Source organism: Pseudoxanthomonas sp. z9, from assembly GCF_006542425.1.
GTDB lineage: Bacteria > Pseudomonadota > Gammaproteobacteria > Xanthomonadales > Xanthomonadaceae > Pseudoxanthomonas_A.
Genome location: NZ_VFID01000007.1, coordinates 689,002 through 705,447, shown reverse-complemented (window position 1 = coordinate 705,447; position 16,446 = coordinate 689,002). Strand labels below are relative to the sequence as shown.

The 16,446-nt window shown below is 67.8% G+C and carries 15 protein-coding genes; 7 read left to right on the top strand and 8 right to left on the bottom strand.

All coding sequences use genetic code 11. The features are described 5' to 3' along the window. Nucleotides 1-256 precede the first annotated feature (256 nt). Nucleotides 257-1,963, top strand: coding sequence for a diguanylate cyclase (locus tag FG323_RS10330; protein ID WP_141454452.1), 1,707 nt, complete (start codon nucleotides 257-259; stop codon nucleotides 1,961-1,963). Nucleotides 1,964-1,991: 28 nt separating this feature from the next. Here FG323_RS10330 and FG323_RS10325 read toward each other — a convergent pair whose 3' ends face one another. The 3 genes from FG323_RS10325 to FG323_RS10315 form a co-directional block, all read right to left on the bottom strand. Further along, nucleotides 1,992-2,384: a DUF1761 domain-containing protein gene (locus FG323_RS10325; RefSeq protein ID WP_141454451.1), complete on the bottom strand. Its 393-nt coding sequence runs from the start codon at nucleotides 2,382-2,384 to the stop codon at nucleotides 1,992-1,994. A gap of 128 nt (nucleotides 2,385-2,512) precedes the next feature. Further along, nucleotides 2,513-3,718 carry an amidohydrolase family protein gene (locus FG323_RS10320; RefSeq protein WP_255470151.1) on the bottom strand — a complete coding sequence of 402 codons (1,206 nt, stop codon included), beginning with the start codon at nucleotides 3,716-3,718 and terminating at the stop codon, nucleotides 2,513-2,515. A gap of 59 nt (nucleotides 3,719-3,777) precedes the next feature. After that, nucleotides 3,778-5,199 (bottom strand): amidohydrolase, encoded by a 1,422-nt coding sequence (locus tag FG323_RS10315; protein WP_141454447.1) that lies wholly within the window; start codon nucleotides 5,197-5,199, stop codon nucleotides 3,778-3,780. Nucleotides 5,200-5,310: 111 nt separating this feature from the next. Between FG323_RS10315 and FG323_RS10310 the strand changes: the two genes are divergently transcribed. The 3 genes from FG323_RS10310 (at nucleotide 5,311) to FG323_RS10300 (ending at nucleotide 7,273) form a co-directional block, all read left to right on the top strand. Further along, nucleotides 5,311-6,087 carry an AMP nucleosidase gene (locus tag FG323_RS10310; RefSeq protein ID WP_141454445.1) on the top strand — a complete coding sequence of 259 codons (777 nt, stop codon included), beginning with the start codon at nucleotides 5,311-5,313 and terminating at the stop codon, nucleotides 6,085-6,087. Next, a complete protein-coding gene (locus tag FG323_RS10305) occupies nucleotides 6,084-6,632 on the top strand; it encodes a GNAT family N-acetyltransferase (RefSeq protein ID WP_255470134.1) in 549 nt (182 codons plus the stop codon). Before FG323_RS10310 ends, FG323_RS10305 begins: the two co-directional genes overlap by 4 nt. Before the next feature lie 101 nt (nucleotides 6,633-6,733). Continuing rightward, complete coding sequence (locus FG323_RS10300; RefSeq protein WP_141454443.1) at nucleotides 6,734-7,273, top strand: DUF924 family protein; 540 nt, start codon at nucleotides 6,734-6,736, stop codon at nucleotides 7,271-7,273. A 362-nt stretch (nucleotides 7,274-7,635) separates the two neighbouring features. Here the strand turns inward: FG323_RS10300 and grxD are convergent, their stop codons facing one another. Then, complete coding sequence (grxD, locus tag FG323_RS10295; protein WP_141454441.1) at nucleotides 7,636-8,565, bottom strand: Grx4 family monothiol glutaredoxin; 930 nt, start codon at nucleotides 8,563-8,565, stop codon at nucleotides 7,636-7,638. A gap of 39 nt (nucleotides 8,566-8,604) precedes the next feature. Between grxD and FG323_RS10290 the strand changes: the two genes are divergently transcribed. Beyond that, nucleotides 8,605-9,414, top strand: a complete 810-nt coding sequence (locus FG323_RS10290; RefSeq protein ID WP_181444164.1) for a polysaccharide deacetylase family protein — start codon at nucleotides 8,605-8,607, stop codon at nucleotides 9,412-9,414. A gap of 31 nt (nucleotides 9,415-9,445) precedes the next feature. Here the strand turns inward: FG323_RS10290 and FG323_RS10285 are convergent, their stop codons facing one another. The 3 genes from FG323_RS10285 to FG323_RS10275 are packed head-to-tail and all read right to left on the bottom strand — an operon-like array spanning nucleotide 9,446 to nucleotide 11,890. Continuing rightward, nucleotides 9,446-10,090 (bottom strand): SGNH/GDSL hydrolase family protein, encoded by a 645-nt coding sequence (locus FG323_RS10285; protein WP_141454439.1) that lies wholly within the window; start codon nucleotides 10,088-10,090, stop codon nucleotides 9,446-9,448. Between the two features lie 11 nt (nucleotides 10,091-10,101). Further along, a complete protein-coding gene (locus tag FG323_RS10280) occupies nucleotides 10,102-10,605 on the bottom strand; it encodes a hypothetical protein (protein ID WP_141454437.1) in 504 nt (167 codons plus the stop codon). Between the two features lie 7 nt (nucleotides 10,606-10,612). Beyond that, entirely contained in the window at nucleotides 10,613-11,890 is a 1,278-nt protein-coding gene (locus tag FG323_RS10275; protein ID WP_141454435.1) for an aminotransferase class I/II-fold pyridoxal phosphate-dependent enzyme, read from the bottom strand. Nucleotides 11,891-11,980: 90 nt separating this feature from the next. Between FG323_RS10275 and rsgA the strand changes: the two genes are divergently transcribed. Continuing rightward, nucleotides 11,981-13,108 carry a ribosome small subunit-dependent GTPase A gene (rsgA, locus tag FG323_RS10270; protein ID WP_141454433.1) on the top strand — a complete coding sequence of 376 codons (1,128 nt, stop codon included), beginning with the start codon at nucleotides 11,981-11,983 and terminating at the stop codon, nucleotides 13,106-13,108. A 1,675-nt stretch (nucleotides 13,109-14,783) separates the two neighbouring features. Next, nucleotides 14,784-16,040: a flavohemoglobin expression-modulating QEGLA motif protein gene (locus tag FG323_RS10265; protein ID WP_141454432.1), complete on the top strand. Its 1,257-nt coding sequence runs from the start codon at nucleotides 14,784-14,786 to the stop codon at nucleotides 16,038-16,040. Nucleotide 16,041: 1 nt separating this feature from the next. Here the strand turns inward: FG323_RS10265 and FG323_RS10260 are convergent, their stop codons facing one another. Further along, nucleotides 16,042-16,437, bottom strand: a complete 396-nt coding sequence (locus FG323_RS10260; protein ID WP_141454430.1) for a RidA family protein — start codon at nucleotides 16,435-16,437, stop codon at nucleotides 16,042-16,044. Nucleotides 16,438-16,446 lie beyond the last annotated feature (9 nt).

Sequence of the window (16,446 nt, the reverse complement as noted above, 5' to 3'; positions counted from 1 at the left end):
CCCCTCCCGGCAGGTGTCGCATTGTCAGCCATCGCACGCTAGCGCAAGCGGTCCGCCGCGTCGCGTCCCGGAAGTGGGATTGTGCGAGCGGTCACTATATGGCGGGTGTCGTCACACTAGAAACGAGATTACAGACAGGTCTCATCAGAGACTTATGACTAAATATTAGTGTGATTGTCATCACAAAATAACCGTCTTTCCCCTTGTGGCACGGGGGGCCCATGTCCACACTTCCGCCCGCAGGACAGGGAGTGGCATGAAACTGGGGTGGGTGTGGATTCTGCTGGGGACGGCGCTGACGCAGCCGGCGGTGGCGCAGGAAGGCGGCATCGCGCGCGTTGATCCCATCCTGCCCGTCGTCGCCACGCAACAGGCCGACCAGACCGCGGGCCTGTTTTCCGAACGCCGCTTCGAGCAAGCGCTGGTCGATGAAGCCAACCCGACCACGCCCGGCCCGCACGTGCTGGGCAACGGCGAGTGGCGGCTGCAACCGCAGGGCGGCATCGAATCGCCATTGCTGGTGGTGTACCACCCGTACAGCGCTCGGGTCACGGTCCTGACCGGGCCCGGTGTTGCGCCGGTCAGCCATCGCCTGTTCGACCCGGATCTGGATCCGCGCTATTCCCGCCATGCGCTGGTGTTTCCGCTGGCCGGCGACGCGCCGGTCTACGTGAAGGTGGAGGACGCGCGCTATCCGTTGCACGTCAAGGTGGAGTCGCGCGCCGAACATGCCGCGTCCGATCTCCAGCACACCCGCATGCTGATGATGGCGATGGGCGTGACGCTGGGCGTTTCGCTGACCGTGCTGTTGTTCTGGCTGGTGCTGCGCGAGCGGGTCTACCTGCTGTATGCCGGCGCGATGCTCGCGCAGATGCTGTACGTCCTGTGCTCCTATGGTGAGGCGTATGCCCTGCCGGGCCTGCGGGTGCTTTGGCGTTTCGGCGCACCGGGCATCTGGTACATCGCCACCCTGGCGACGATGCTGACCACCGCCCTGATGATCGAATACGCGGATCTGCGCCGGCACACACCGCGGCTGACCCGATGGATGCGCTGGACCGGCATCCGCCTGCCGGCGCTGGCGCTGCTGTTCCTGTTGCTGCCCTGGCCGGCGCGGAAGGACTGGTTTCCCGATCTCGGCAACGGCCTGTTCCTGCTGACCCATGCCCTCAGCATCCTCAGCCTGGCGCTGGCCGGGCGCAACGGCAGCCGCCATGCGGCTTACTTCCTGGCCGCGTGGGTGCCGCTGATGGTGTTCGGCATCTGGCGGGCGGTGCAGATCAGCCTGGGCATGCCGGTGCAGGACTGGCTGGACTACGGCTATCCCTTCGTCCTCGGCTACGCCTCGGTGGTGATGGCGCTGGGTCTGGCCGATCGCATGCTGACGTTCCGCCAGGAGCGCGATACCGCGAAGGAGCATGCCGAGCGCGACGCGCTGACCGGCGTGCTCAACCGTGGCGGCATCGAGTACCGGCTGGATTGGGCCATCCTGGAACGCCGCCGCGAACACATTCCGCTGTCGCTGCTGTTCATCGATCTGGATGTGTTCAAGCAGATCAATGATCGTCATGGACATGCTTTCGGCGATCACTGCCTGCGCGCGGTGACCCGGGTGATCAGCGAGGAATTCCAGTACGGCGACCAGCTGGGGCGGTTGGGTGGCGAGGAGTTCGTGCTGGTGCTGACCGGCGTGGATGGCCACGCGGCCGCGACGCTCGCCGAGCGCGTGCGCGCGAAGATCGCGCGCCACTGCCGGGTGGTGGACGGGATCGAGGTCGGCCTGACCGTCAGTGTCGGGGTGGCCGAGTGCACCGCCGAGGACACCGTCGCCAGCCTGATCAAGCGCGCCGACGAGGCGATGTATCGCGCCAAGCGCGCCGGCGGCAACCAGGTGGTGGCCGGAGACGACCCCGCCACCGGCGTTGCGGCAACCCCGCGTTGGGCAGCCGACAACGAGGGCTGATCGCGCTCGCCGGCCGCGCCTCGGTTCCTCAGTGCCAGAGGCCCAGGATCAATCCGTACAGGGTGAATTGCAGGGTGTGGTAGCCACCGTCGATCAGCCAGAGCTTCAGCGAGCGGCCGGCGAACAGGTAATTGATGCCGAAGCTGGCGGCGACCCAGCCCAGCCCGGTGATCGCGCCGGTGCAGACGGCGGCGCCCAGCGCGGGGCGCGGACCGAGGAACCAGGCGAACACGGCCGCCGCGATCAGGCTCAGCACGAACGCGCCACCGAAAATCCGCGCCGGATGGCCGTTGGAGGCGTTCGGATCCACTCCCGCTTCGCGACACCACGCCTGCTTGAACAACGGTCCGTACCAGAGGCCTCCGAGCAGGAAGGCCGATGCCGCGGCGGCCAGCACCGCCAGGAAATTGATGTGCTCCATATGCCGCTCCCCGAGGCCGGATGACGGGTCAGTGTAGGCGCGTCATGGGCCTCTGGACAGGCGCGCCGGGGTGGAAGACGCGCGCACCGCGCATGACCCGGCCGGCGGGCGCCGGCCGGGTTGTCTGCTCAGCGACTGTAGGCGCGCGGCAGGGCACCGCCGTCGCGCAGGTAGCGATCCCGCAGTTCGGTCTGGCGCGAACGCATCGGCATGGCCTTGCCGCCCAGCCAGATCTGCTCGGCGGTGTTGATCACATCCAGCGGATCGCCGCTCCAGAGCACCAGATCGGCCAGCTTGCCCGGCGCGATGCTGCCCAGCCGATCGTCCACGCCCAATGCCTGCGCCGGCACCCGGGTCAGTCCCGCCAGGCCCTGTTCCCACGGCAGGCCGTTGGCGACCGCGTTGCCGGCGTGCTGGCGGATTTTGCGCGCGTTGTGGGAGGCGTCGCCGGACTGGGTGAAGCCGACGCTGACACCGGCTGCGTCCAACCGTTTCGCGTTCTCCAGGGTCGCACCGATCTGATCGAAGTCCGACGGCAACGCCGCCAGGCCGTCGATGAATACCGGTACCCGCGCCTGCGCCAGTTCCGGTGCCAGCTTCCAGGCCTCGGCACCGCCACTGATCGCGATGCGGATGTTTTCCTTCTTCGCCCAACGCAGCAGCTGGCGCATGTCGGCGGCGCGATTGACGCCCACCACCAACCGGCCGTTGCCGGCCAGGTATTTCGCCAGCGTGGCGCGGCCGGCCGGCGTCAGCAGGGCATGCGGCGAATCGGCGGGGATGCGGCCGCGCGCTTCGGCGACCAGCTGGTCCAGCAGCATCCACTGCGCCGCGCGCGAGTTGCCGCTCAGGCCGGACGCACCGCCGCCCAGCCGGACGAACAGCGCGCGCGGTCCGATCGGATCGGCGCTGCCATCCAGCCGCATCACGCCGCCCTGGCCGGCGATGAAGGAGGCGCCGGTGCCCGCGCCCAGCAGGGTGAAGCCCAGGCCCTCCACGCGCGCCACTGGCACCAGGATCGAGGCCGGGTTATAGGCGAGGGTGACATCGAACTCGGGGCGCATCGGCTGCTGGTTGGCCAGCGAGACCGAACTGTCGTCGGTGGCCTGTTCGCCGGAAACTTCCTCCACGCCGATCTCGGTGATGCCGGCGAACAATGCCGGCGTCAGCGGCTTGCCCGCCGCATCCACCACCTCCACGCCCGCAGGCGCGGACAGGCCGGCGCCGACCGCCTGGATCACGCCGTTGCGGATCAGCACGTCGGCGTTCTTCAGCGTGCCCTGCGCGGCGGCGGTATGCACGGTGGCATTGCGAATCAATACGTCCTGCGCCATCACAGGCGAAGCGGCGACGGCCACGGCCAGCAGGCACAGGCGACCCAGCAGACGGCGGCTCATCGCGACACCTCCTGGCCGAGCAGGAAGTCCGAGACGGGCTGGCGACTCCGATCGTGGCGGTCGTACACGCGCGCGCCGTCGATGTAAACCTGTTCGGCCTGTGCGTAGACGCTGAAGGGATTCTGGTTCCAGATCACCACGTCGCCCATCTTGCCTGCCTCCAGAGTGCCGGTCTGCGCGGCCACGCCCAGCGCCTTGGCCGGGTTGGCGGTGAGCCAGCGGATCGCGTGCTCGGGCGTGATGTCGCCCATGCCGGCGCGGCGCGCGCTGGCGATCACCTTGGCCGCCTCCTGGTTGAGGCGCTGGATGCCCTCGTCCGAATCCGAATGCACGATCGCGCAGCTGTTGGCGGGACGATCGACCAGCGCGATGTTTTCCTGGATGCCGTCGAAGGCTTCCATCTTGAAGCCCCACCAGTCGGCCCACAGCGCGCCGCAGACGCCTTCGGCGGCCAGCCGGTCGGCCAGCTTGTAGGCCTCCACGCCGTGATGGAACGCGGCGACCTTGAAGCCGAACTCCTTGGCCAGGTCGAGCATGGTGGCCATCTCGTCGGCGCGGTAGCAGTGGATGTGCACCAGGATGTCGCCGTGGATGGCGCCGGCCAGGGTGTCCAGTTTCAGATCGCGCTTGCCGCCGCTGTCGCCGCTGCTGTCCTGGCCGTCGCCGGAGCCACGCTGCCACCAGCGCTTTTTCTTCGGTTCGGAATCCTTCGGCGCGTTCTTCTTCAGGTACTCGGCCGCATCGATGAAGGCGGCGCGGTAGCCGGCGACGTTGCCCATCCGGGTCATCGGCGGCACCCCCTTGCCGCCATACACGCGCTTGGGATTTTCGCCGCAGGCCATCTTCAGTCCCCACGGCGCGCCCGGGAACTTCATGCCCTGGTAGGTGGTGGCGGAGACGTTCTTCAGGGTCACGCCACGGCCGCCGACCAGGTTGGCCGAACCCGGCAGTACCTGCAGGGTGGTGACGCCGCCGGCCAGCGCGGTGTGGAAACCGGGATCCTGCGGCCATACCGAATGCTCGGCCCAGACGTTGGCGGTGACCGAACCGGTCATCTCGTTGCCGTCCTGGTGCGCGCGCGCGCCGGGACTCGGGTAGACGCCCAGGTGCGAATGCACGTCGATGATGCCCGGGGTGACCCACTTGCCGCGCGCGTCCACGCGGGTGGCGCCTTGCGGCGCCTGCAGCCCGCGCCCGACCGCGGCGATGCGGCCGTCCTGGACCAGCACGTCGGCGTCGTCCAGGCGTTCGCCGGTGCCGGTCAGCACGGTGGCGTGCTCGATCAGGACCGGGCCGGAGGCGATCGCGCGGTAGGTGCTGGGATACGGGTCCTGGATGAAACGCGAGGGCGGCGTTGCCGCCTGGGCCGTGGTGCAGAGCAAAGCCAGGCCGAGCCCGGCCATCAAGGTCAGTCGCATGGTGTTTTCCCCGGAAGGTGGCTGGACCCTAACCCGGCCCGCGCCGGCTTGCCAAGTGCGGGAGGCCGTGCGTGCGAGAATGACCTGATAACAACGAGAACGAGGATGCCCATGAAGGACAAGAACGAAATCGTCGACAACTGGCTGCCGCGCTACACCGGCGTGCCGCTGGACGAGTTCGGCGAACATATCCTGCTGACCAACTTCGGCGGCTACCTCAACACGTTCTCGCAGCTGACCGGCGCGCCCATCGTCGGCCTGGACCGGCCGATGGCCAGTGCCACCGCCGACGGCATCACCATGATCAACTTCGGCATGGGCAGCCCGAATGCGGCGACGATGATGGATCTGCTCTCCGCGATCATGCCCAAGGCGGTGCTGTTCCTGGGCAAGTGCGGCGGTCTGAAGAAGAAGAACCAGCTGGGTGATCTGGTGCTGCCGATCGCGGCCATCCGTGGCGAAGGCACCAGCAACGATTACCTGCCGCCGGAAGTCCCGGCGCTGCCCGCGTTCGCCCTCCAGCGCGCGGTGTCCACGATGATCCGCGATCTGGGCCACGACTACTGGACCGGCACCGTCTACACCACCAACCGCCGCGTGTGGGAACACGACGACGCGTTCAAGGAACGCCTGCGGGTGATGCGCTGCATGGCCATCGACATGGAAACCGCGACGGTGTTCGCCGCCGGCTTCGCCAATCGCATTCCGTGCGGCGCGCTGCTGCTGGTCTCGGACCAGCCGATGATTCCGGAAGGGGTGAAGACGGAGGCTTCGGACGCCAAGGTCAGCTCGGCATTCGTGCAGAACCACATCAACGTCGGCATCGAAGCGCTCAAGCTGATCCGCCGCAACGGCAAGTCGGTCCGGCACCTGAGATTCGACGAGTGAACCAGGCGACGGAACGGCTGGTGATCCGCGTCCGCCGCGCGGGCGCGGGCGATGAGCAGGCGCTGGCCGCGGTGGGCGCGGCCAGCTTCCTGGAAACTTTCGCCGGGGTGCTGGAGGGTGCGGACATCCTGCGTCATTGCCAGGACCAGCACTCGGCGGCGCTGTACGCGCGCTGGCTGGCGGACCCGGAGCTACGGATCTGGCTGGCCGAAGTCGAACCCGGTGCCGCGCCGGCGGGCTATCTGGTGCTGTCCCCGGCCAACCTGCCGGTGTCGGACCCGCAACCCGGCGATCGCGAGGTCAAGCGCATCTACCTGCTGCATCGCTTCCAGGGTCACGGCATCGGTGCGGCATTGATGCGCGCGGCCATCGACGAGGCGACCGCGCTGGGCGCGCCGCGCCTGCTGCTGGGCGTGTATGCGCACAACCACGCGGCCATCGCGTTCTATCGCAAGGCCGGCTATGTGCCGGTCGGCGAGCGCCGGTTCCAGGTCGGCGGACGCGAATACGACGACCAACTGCTGGCGCTCGCACTGCCGGGCTGAATCCCGCGGCACGTCCACGGAACGCTGCGTGCGGCGGCCGATGCGCCATTGCGCCGCCGCAGCGGTTAGCCTTGCCGGCGGACACGAATGGAGATTCCGAGATGAGTGACGCCCGCCGCGTGATCGAGTTCTGGCGCGATGCCGGCTACGAAAAATGGTTCGCCCGCGATGAAGCCTTCGACGATCGCTTCCACGACGAATTCCGCGAACTGCACTTCCGCGCCGCGCGCCGCGAACTGGAAGGTTGGACGGATGGGGCCGAAGGCGCGCTGGCGCTGGTCCTGCTGCTGGACCAGTTTCCACGCAATTGTTTTCGCGGCAGCGCGCATTCCTACGCGACCGACGGATTGGCGCGCCACTACGCGGCGCGCGCGGTCGATGCCGGTTTCGATGGAAGCGTGGAACCGGCACTGAGGATCTTCTTCTACATGCCGTTCGAACATTCCGAGGCGCTGGCCGATCAGCAGCGCTCCCTGGATCTGTTCAACGCCACCGGCGATGCCAACTACATCCGCTACGCGCAATTGCACTACGACATCATCGCCCGCTTCGGCCGCTTCCCGCACCGCAATCCGGCGCTGGGGCGCGACTCCACCGACGGGGAGCTCGCCTATCTGGCCGAGGGTGGTTTCAGCGGGTAAGGGGGGCCGGGTTCCGTGGACGACGGCGGCGTTGCTCCCGGCCTGCCCCCATCCGCTCCCGTATCAAGTACGGGGCAAGTTCTTCGGGCACCTTCCCCGCACGCGAGGGAAGGATGTCGCCCACTTGTCTGGTTACCGGGGATAGCCAGGACATTCCCCTCACCCGCCTGCGGGGAGGATGGGTGGGGGCCGCATCCGGAGCACGTCGTTCCGCCGTGCATGGGCAACGGCGAATGCCGCCACCCTCCCCGCATGTGGGGGAAGGAGAATCCGCGGGAAGTCCGGACCGGCTCAGGTCCCCAAGCGCGCGGCAAAAGAAACGGCGCCTTCCGGCGCCGTCTCTTCTTTCGGAAATGGATCGGTCAGTACTTGCTGATCGTGCCGTCGACCTCGTCGGCCCAGGCGTTGATGCCGCCGGTGACGTTGTAGACCCGGGTGAAGCCACGGGCGCGGAACTCCTCGGCAGCCTGCTGGCTGCGGCCGCCGCTGCGGCACAGGAATGCCAACGCGGTGTCCTTGGGCAGGTTTTCCAGATCCGCGCGGCCGTTGCCGTCGAAGGTCTTGAACGGAACGGAGACCGCCGCGACGGCGCGCTCGTCGGCGGGGCGTACATCCACCAGCAGCACTTCGCCGGCGCGGACCTTGGCATCGGCCTCCATCGGCGAGAGCGCCTGCACCGGCTTGGGCGCGTTCGGGTTGTCGATGGCCAGGCCCTTGCCGCGGATGTCGTCGACCCAGTCGATGGTGATGCCGTCGGCGCGGCGCGCGCTGCCGAGATCGAACTGCACGCGCACGCCGTTGGACTCGGCGGCGATGGCGTTGGCGTCGAACTGGGCCAACTGGAAGTTGGGCTGGAACTGGGCGTTGATCGCCAGCGCCAGCGCGGCGCCTGGGCCGGCATCGGCGACCGCGTTCTTCAGCATCTCCGCGGCGGCCGGGGTGATGGTGATCGCCGGCGGGGTGCGGTCCGGCGCGTCCAGGCCGAGCAGGCTGGCCAGTTCGCCGGAATTGGTCATCTGCTCGATGATGTCGCTGCCGCCGACCAGTTCGCCGTCGACATACAACTGCGGGATGGTCGGCCAGTCGCCGTAGGCCTTGATGCCTTCGCGAATTTCCTGGTCGGCCAGCACATTGACGTGCGCGTAGTCCACGCCCAGCGCGCCGAGCGCGCCGACCGCCTTGGCCGAAAAGCCGCATTGCGGCATGTTGGGCTGGCCCTTCATGAACAGCACCACGCGGTTGGACTGCAGGAGGGATTCGATACGGGCGCGCAGGGCGGGGTCGAGGGACATGGACGGCTACCGGAAGGCGGAAAGGGAATTTTACGCTCCATGGCATCATGGGGCATGACCCGCGCAAGAACACTGCATCGCGTCCCGCGCCGGCCCGGCTTGATATTGGGCCTGTTGGCGTTGTCGCAAGTGGCGGTGGTGGCGCTGTGGTGGCGCTGGGGATGGCGGATCGGCCTGCCGGCGATGCTGCTGACCCACCTGACCGTGGTCTGGGCGACCCTGTACCCCCGCGCGACCCTGCTGTGCCCGGCGCTGTCCCGCCTGCCGACGGCGCGGCGCGAGGTCTGGCTGACCATCGACGACGGGCCGTCCGCCGATACCGGTCCGATCCTGGATCTGCTGGAACGCCATGACGCGCGCGCCACGTTCTTCCTGGTCGGCGAACGCGCGGTGGCGCAGCCGGAGCGGGTGCGGGACATCCTCCGCCGCGGGCATGGCATCGGCAATCACAGCGCCAGCCATCCGGATACCCGCTTCTGGCGGCTCGGTCCGGCGGCGATGGAGGACGAGATCGGCCGCAACCAGTCGCTGCTGACGGTGGTATCCGGGCAGACGCCGCGCTGGTTCCGTTCGGTGGTGGGGATGACCAATCCCTTCGTCGGGTTGTCGCTCAAGCGCCACCGCCTGGCGCGTGTCGCCTGGAGCGCGCGCGGGTTCGACGGCGTGGATTGCGATCCGGACCAGGTGCTGGCGCGGTTGACGCGCGACATCGCGCCCGGCGCGATCGTGCTGCTGCATGAAGGCGCCGCGCACGGGCACAACGTCGAAATCCTCGCGCGCCTGCTGGAATGGCTGGCGCGGGAAGGCTATGCCACCGTGGTGCCATCCGAGCCTGCGGATTCCCCGTAGCGCCGGGCAAGCCCGGCTCTGCGCGACGGGATCAGGCGTGGGCGAGCAGGCGGTGCGCCACCGGCAGGGCTAGCCGGGTCCATTCCGCGTACATCGCTGCGGACGGATGCAGGCCATCGTCGGCGAGCATCGCGGTTTCGGTGCCGCGCGCGCGGCTGACCGCGGTGATATCGACGAAGGCGACGCCGCGTTGCGCGCAGGCCTGGCGGGCGGCTTCGTTGTAGGCATCCAGTTCGCGCGCGATGCGGGCGGTATCGCGGCCTTCCTTCACCGCAAACGGGGTCACGCCCCAGTCGGGAATCGACAGCACCAGCACCCGTTCCGGCCGGTTGCCGGCGAAACCGATCGCGCGCCACAGCAGCGCCGCGAACTGCACCCGGTACTCCTCGACGCCGCGACCGCGGTACTGGTTGTTGACGCCGATCAGCAGGCTCACGAAATCGTGCATGCCAAGCGGTTCCTGCGCGGTGATCGCCGCGTCCAGTTCGTCGGTGCTCCAGCCGGTGGTGGCGATGATGCGCGGATCCGCCAGCGGAATGCCTTCGTTGCGCAGCGCCTGCGCAAGCTGCACCGGCCAGCGCCCGTTTTCGGGTACCGACTCGCCGATGGTGTAGGAGTCGCCGAGCGCCAGGTAGCTCAACTCGGGCAGCAGGGCGGTGGTGTGTATCGTGGCCATGAGAGCGCTCTTCAGCGTGAACGGAGCCATTCAAGAAGATCGTTCAAGGCATCTTCCTGGACTTCCAGAAGTACCTCGGCGATGCGGGCTTCACCCACGGAAGCCGCGATCAGCGACAGCGCGGATGCCCGCGTATCCTGCTCCTTCCCGTCCCGAAGATATACAAGGGCGGAACGAGCGAGGCCTTCCAGCGCCGCCCAATAGGGCTGTGCGAATTGCTTTGGAACTTCGTGCCCCTTATTGGTGCGGGCAATCTCGATGCAGGCCGGGAGCCCGAAGAAACTGGGTGTGGCCCGTTCCGGGGCCTTGGCCAGAATCGCATCCATCGCCACTACCGCAGCGAAGGATGCGGAATAGACATCGCCTTGATGGCAAAGCGTGCTCCAGAGAGTAAACCAGGGTTCGCTCTCGGCTTCCGGCTCGGCTGGAAAGTCATCGAGTTGCTGGAGGAGCAGGGGAATTCCCGCTGCCCTCCCATAGGCATCGTGTAGCAGGTTCCAGTCGACTCCGGACATCACGCCATCAGGCCGCGGCGGGGCGGCGTCCCTTGAGCGGCACCACCTTGGTGGCGGCCTCGGCGCGGCGGTCAAGTGCACGGCCGATGCGGACGAAGACTTCGCGCATCACCGCCGCCTCGGGCAGGAAGGTGACGCGGAAGTGGTTGCGGTAGGGCACATTGAAGCTCGAACCGGGCACCACCAGCACGCCTTCGGTTTCCAGCAGGTCCAGGGCGAAGGCGTGATCGTCGAAGCCCTTGGCAGCATCGCCGACCACCGCCGGGAACGCGTACAGCGCCGCGTCCGGACGCACCAGTTCCAGGTGCTCGCTGGCGTCGCAGGCCTCGATGATCGCGCGGCGGGTCTCGTACAGGCGTCCGCCCGGCGAACAGAGTTCGGTGATGGTGTCCGGGCCGTTGACCGCGGCTTCCACCGCGTACTGGCCGGGCACGTTGGCGCACAGGCGCAGCGCGCTCAGCAGATCCATCGCCTGCAGGTACTCGCGTACCCGCTCGATGCTGCCGGACACCACTGCCCAGCCCACCCGCCAGCCGCAGGCGCGGTGCACCTTGCTCAGGCCGCTGAAGGTGATGCAGGGATGATCGCCGGCCAGCGGCGCGACCGGCTCGAAACGCGCGCCGTCGTACAGCACCTGGTCGTAGATTTCGTCGACCATCAGCAGCAGCTTGTGCTTGATCGCGATGGCGACGATCCGCTCGAGCAGTTCGCGCGGATAGATCGCGCCGGTCGGGTTGTTCGGGTTGATCAGCACGATCGCCTTGGTGCGCGAGGAGATCAGCTGTTCGATTTCACCGGGATCCGGCAGGAAGCCGTTTTCCGGCGTGCAGCGGTAATAGACCGGACGGCCGTCGTTGAGGATGGTGGCGGCCGACCACAACGGGTAGTCGGGCGACGGCACCAGTACTTCGTCGCCGGGATTGAGCAGCGCGCGCAGCGACACGTCGATCAGCTCGCTGACGCCGTTGCCCATGAACACGCGGTCCGCGCTGGCATGCGGGGTGCCGCGCCGGGTGTAGGCGGCGGCGACGGCTTCGCGCGCGGCCGGCAGGCCCTGCTGGTGGGTATAGGGGTCGGTGTGGTCGATGTCGCCCACGATCGACTTCTGCAGGTGCGCCGGGGCGCGGAAACCGAAGGCGCCGGGGTTGCCGATGTTCAGCTTGATCAGCTTGCGTCCCTGGGCCTCCAGCTCACGAGCTCGCCGAGCCAGCTCGCCACGGATTTCGTAACGGACTTCGGAGAGGCGCTCGCGCACGGGCAGCTGGAAGGGGGACGGGGCAGACATGGCAATGGTTTTGGAGAGTTGGACGGCCAGCTTAACGGAAATTTATGCAGCCGCGCGCCGCCCGGTTTAACAGGCGTCTAGAATCCCGCCATGCCCGCAAATCCCGCACACGCCCCCCTCGACCTCGCCTCCCTGCGCGCCATCGGCTGGCCCTGGCCCGGTACGCCGGAGGACCCGGCCTGGGCGGCCCTGCTGGCGGCCCACCCCGAGGCGCGACCGGCGAGGGTGACCGAACAGCATCGCTCGGGGTATGTCGTGGCCGACGGCCCGGACACCGCCATCAAGGCCGAATCCCTGCCCGAATGGCAGCGCCGGCCGGGCTTCCGCAAGGCGGGTTCCCCCGCCCATGAGCGCCCGGCGGTCGGCGACTGGGTGCTGCTGGAAGGCAAGCGCATCGTCGCCCTGCTGCCACGGCACACCGGCATCAAGCGCGGCGCGGCCGGCGAGCACTACCAGCAGCAGGTCATCGCCGCCAACGTGGATGCCGTCTTCATCGTTTCGGGCCTGGACGCGGACTTCAATCCGCGCCGGATCGAACGTTACCTGCTGCTGGTCGGCAGCGGCGGGGCGCAGCCGGTGGTGGTGCTGACCAAGGCCGACCGCCATGAACACGCGAGCGATGCCATCGAAGCGCTGGCCGACGTGACCGCGCAGGACGTGCCGGTGTTCGCGCTCAACGCCAAGGATCCCGACGGCGTGGCGGTGCTGGCGCCCTGGCTGCAGCCGGGCCATACGGTAGTGCTGGTCGGTTCCTCGGGCGCGGGCAAGTCCACCCTCACCAATACCCTGCTGGGCGACGACCGGATGAAGACCGGCGAGGTCCGCGAGAGCGATTCGCGCGGTCGCCACACCACCACCCATCGCGCGCTGATGCCGCTGCCCTCCGGCGCCTGCCTGATCGACACCCCCGGCATGCGCGAGCTCAAACCGACCGGCGAAGAGGATCTGGTCGAAGGCGGATTCGCCGACATCGAGGCGCTGGCCGAACAATGCCGCTTCCGCGACTGCTCGCACCAGCGCGAACCGGGCTGCGCCGTGCGCGCGGCGATCGAGCGTGGCGAGCTGGACGAGGAACGCTTCCTCAATTACCTGAAGCTCCGTGACGAGGTCGCCAGCGCGGCCGGCAAGCTGGCCACCCGCCTGGCGCAGAAGGCCGAAGCCCGCGTGCAGGTCAAGGCGCTCAACAAGCGCCTGGACGACAAATACGGACGCCACTGATGCGCCGTCATCTTCGCCACCCGCCCTGTGGGCATGCGAGACGGCTTGCCAGGCCGGCTGCCAGGATGTTGTACATGCGCGACCCCCTCCCTTGTGGGAGCGACGTGAGTCGCGAAAGCGGCCAGGCTGGGTGCCTTGGGGATTTCAGCGAAGAGCTCGCGACTCACGTCGCTCCCACAGGTTGCATTAGGCATGCGAGGCAGGCTGCCAGGATGTTGCAGATGCGCCACCCTCTCCCTTGTGGGAGCGACGTGAGTCGCGAAAGCGGCCAGGCTGGGTGCCTTGGGGATTTCAGCGAAGAGCTCGCGACTCACGTCGCTCCCACAGGTTGCATTAGGCATGCGAGGCAGGCTGCCAGGATGTTGCACATGCGCGACCCCCTCCCTTGTGGGAGCGACGTGAGTCGCGAAAGCGGCCAAGCTGGGTGCCTTGGGGATTTCAGCGAAGAGCTCGCGACTCACGTCGCTCCCACAGGTTGCATTAGGCATGCGAGGCAGGCTGCCAGGATGTTGCACATGCGCGACCCCCTCCCTTGTGGGAGCGACGTGAGTCGCGAAAGCGGCCAAGCTGGGTGCCTTGGGGATTTCAGCGAAGAGCTCGCGACTCACGTCGCTCCCACAGGTTGCATTAGGCATGCGAGGCAGGCTGCCAGGATGTTGCATATGCGCGACCCCCTCCCTTGTGGGAGCGACGTGAGTCGCGAAAGCGGCCAGGCTGGGTGCCTTGGGGATTTCAGCGAAGAGCTCGCGACTCACGTCGCTCCCACAGGTTGCATTAGGCATGCGAGGCAGGCTGCCAGGATGTTGCATATGCGCGACCCCCTCCCTTGTGGGAGCGACGTGAGTCGCGAAAGCGGCCAGGCTGGGTGCCTTGGGGATTTCAGCGAAGAGCTCGCGACTCACGTCGCTCCCACAGGTTGCATTAGGCATGCGAGGCAGGCTGCCAGGATGTTGCATATGCGCGACCCCCTCCCTTGTGGGAGCGACGTGAGTCGCGAAAGCGGCCAGGCTGGGTGCCTTGGGGATTTCAGCGAAGAGCTCGCGACTCACGTCGCTCCCACAGGTTGCATTAGGCATGCGAGGCAGGCTGCCAGGATGTTGCATATGCGCGACCCCCTCCCTTGTGGGAGCGACGTGAGTCGCGAAAGCGGCCAGGCTGGGTGCCTTGGGGATTTCAGCGAAGAGCTCGCGACTCACGTCGCTCCCACAGGTTGCATTAGGCATGCGAGGCAGGCTGCCAGGATGTTGCATATGCGCGACCCCCTCCCTTGTGGGAGCGACGTGAGTCGCGAAAGCGGCCAGGCTGGGTGCCTTGGGGATTTCAGCGAAGAGCTCGCGACTCACGTCGCTCCCACAGGTTGCATTAGGCATGCGAGGCAGGCTGCCAGGATGTTGCATATGCGCGACCCCCTCCCTTGTGGGAGCGACGTGAGTCGCGAAAGCGGCCAGGCTGGGTGCCTTGGGGATTTCAGCGAAGAGCTCGCGACTCACGTCGCTCCCACAGGTTGCATTAGGCATGCGAGGCAGGCTGCCAGGATGTTGCATATGCGCGATCCCCTCCCTTGTGGGAGCGACGTGAGTCGCGAAGGCGGCCAGGCTGGGCGCGTTCGGGGTTTCCGCCAAGAGCTCGCGACCGTCGTCGCTCCCACAGGGTGGGGCACGCGCGGAGCATCGGCATGGACACGATGAACCTGTCTCCCGACATCACCCATCACGCCGCGCTGGACGCGCGCCTGGTCAAGGCGGTGCGCGGCATCAAGCTGCTGAGCCTGGCGAGCTGGCCGGCCGCGTTGCAGGCGCCATTCCTGGAAGGAATGGAGCGCGGCAATCCGCGCCTGCCGAAAGTGGAGTATCCGAAGCTGGACTTCAGCGAGGCCCGCCGCGAACTGGAAGCGGTCGCGCAGGCCGCCGATCCGGCGCATCCGCTGGGTCGCTATCTGCGCGAATCGGTGGACAGCTGGTCGGTCGCCGCGCAGTTGCTGGAATGCCTGGGAACGCCAGCCGTGACCGCGCACTCGATCACCCTGTTCGGCACGCCCGAAGCGCCCCTGCCCGGCAACGGACCGACCACCCGCGACGCCGCCCGCCACTTCATCGCCATCGCCCAGGACATGGATCGCGAGCTGCTGGCGCCGGAAGAGCAGATCCCGGTGTCGGCGACCGCGCTGCAGCTCCAGTTGCAGGGCGACCTGGATGATTTCTTCGACGCCCGCGTGATCACGGTGGAGCTGGATCCGGATCTGATCGCCAAGGCGGCGGCCGGCGCCACCCGCATCCGCCTGCGTCACGGCGCGGCGTTCAGCGACTACGATCGCCGGCAACTGCTTCAGCACGAAGCGCTGGTGCATTCGCTGACCGCGCTCAACGGCCGCGAGCAACCGCTGTTTCCGAGCCTGGCGCTGTCGTCGCCGCGGATCACCGAGACCCAGGAAGGGCTGGCCACGTTCGCCGAGCAGATCACCGGCAGCATCGACATCGAGCGGATGAAACGGATCAGCCTGCGCATCGAGGCGATCGCGATGGCCCTGGCGGGTGCGGATTTCATCGAGGTGTACCGCTACTTCTGCGAGGCGGGCCAGCATCCGGCCGAGAGCTTCGCCTCGGCGCAACGCGTGTTCCGCGGCGTGCCCACCAGTGGCGGCGCGGCGTTCACCAAGGACACGGTCTATCTGCGCGGGCTGATCGCCGTGCACACCTTCTTCCGCCATTCGCTGCAACGGGATCGCCTGCAACTGTGCCGGCGCCTGTTCGCCGGCAAGATGACGCTGGGAGACGTGAGCCTGTTCGAACCGCTGTTCGACGGCGGCGTGCTGGCGCCGCCGCGCTGGCTGCCGACCTGGGTCAGCCGCGCCAACGGCCTGGCCGGCACGCTGGCGTTTTCGCTGTTCGCCAACCGCATCCGCATGGACCAGTTGACCGAAACGCCGATTTGACTCAGCGCACGGGGCGCTTGTAGGCCACGCAGTCGACCTCGACCTTGCAGTCCACGACCATCCGGTTCTCCACGCAGGCGCGCGCGGGCGGATGTTCGCCGAAGTAATGGCGGAACACCTGGTTGAAGGCGGCGAAGTCGCGCGCGTCGTCCAGCCAGACGCCGCAGCGGACCACGTGCTCGGGGCCATAACCGGCCTCGGCCAGGATTGCCAGCACGTTGCCGATGGCCACGTGCGATTGCTCGGTGACGGTGCCGCCGATCAGCTCGCCGTCGCGCATCGGCACCTGGCCGGACACGTACAGCCAGCCGTCGGCCTCGACCGCGCGCGAGAAGGGCATGTGCTGCCGGCCCTGGCCGACGCCGCCTTCGGCGCCATAGCGCTTGATGTCGTTCATGTGGATCCC

What these genes read in the sequence shown, in the direction of transcription:
- rsgA (WP_141454433.1), top strand. Translation starts at nt 11,981, where the DNA reads ATGCCCGCAAATCCCGCACACGCCCCCCTCGACCTCGCCTCCCTGCGC.
- FG323_RS10285 (WP_141454439.1), bottom strand. Translation starts at nt 10,090, where the DNA reads ATGGCCACGATACACACCACCGCCCTGCTGCCCGAGTTGAGCTACCTG.
- FG323_RS10315 (WP_141454447.1), bottom strand. Translation starts at nt 5,199, where the DNA reads ATGCGACTGACCTTGATGGCCGGGCTCGGCCTGGCTTTGCTCTGCACC.
- FG323_RS10310 (WP_141454445.1), top strand. Translation starts at nt 5,311, where the DNA reads ATGAAGGACAAGAACGAAATCGTCGACAACTGGCTGCCGCGCTACACC.
- grxD (WP_141454441.1), bottom strand. Translation starts at nt 8,565, where the DNA reads ATGTCCCTCGACCCCGCCCTGCGCGCCCGTATCGAATCCCTCCTGCAG.
- FG323_RS10280 (WP_141454437.1), bottom strand. Translation starts at nt 10,605, where the DNA reads ATGTCCGGAGTCGACTGGAACCTGCTACACGATGCCTATGGGAGGGCA.
- FG323_RS10330 (WP_141454452.1), top strand. Translation starts at nt 257, where the DNA reads ATGAAACTGGGGTGGGTGTGGATTCTGCTGGGGACGGCGCTGACGCAG.
- FG323_RS10275 (WP_141454435.1), bottom strand. Translation starts at nt 11,890, where the DNA reads ATGTCTGCCCCGTCCCCCTTCCAGCTGCCCGTGCGCGAGCGCCTCTCC.
- FG323_RS10265 (WP_141454432.1), top strand. Translation starts at nt 14,784, where the DNA reads ATGGACACGATGAACCTGTCTCCCGACATCACCCATCACGCCGCGCTG.
- FG323_RS10260 (WP_141454430.1), bottom strand. Translation starts at nt 16,437, where the DNA reads ATGAACGACATCAAGCGCTATGGCGCCGAAGGCGGCGTCGGCCAGGGC.
- FG323_RS10320 (WP_255470151.1), bottom strand. Translation starts at nt 3,718, where the DNA reads ATGGCGCAGGACGTATTGATTCGCAATGCCACCGTGCATACCGCCGCC.
- FG323_RS10290 (WP_181444164.1), top strand. Translation starts at nt 8,605, where the DNA reads ATGGCATCATGGGGCATGACCCGCGCAAGAACACTGCATCGCGTCCCG.
- FG323_RS10325 (WP_141454451.1), bottom strand. Translation starts at nt 2,384, where the DNA reads ATGGAGCACATCAATTTCCTGGCGGTGCTGGCCGCCGCGGCATCGGCC.
- FG323_RS10300 (WP_141454443.1), top strand. Translation starts at nt 6,734, where the DNA reads ATGAGTGACGCCCGCCGCGTGATCGAGTTCTGGCGCGATGCCGGCTAC.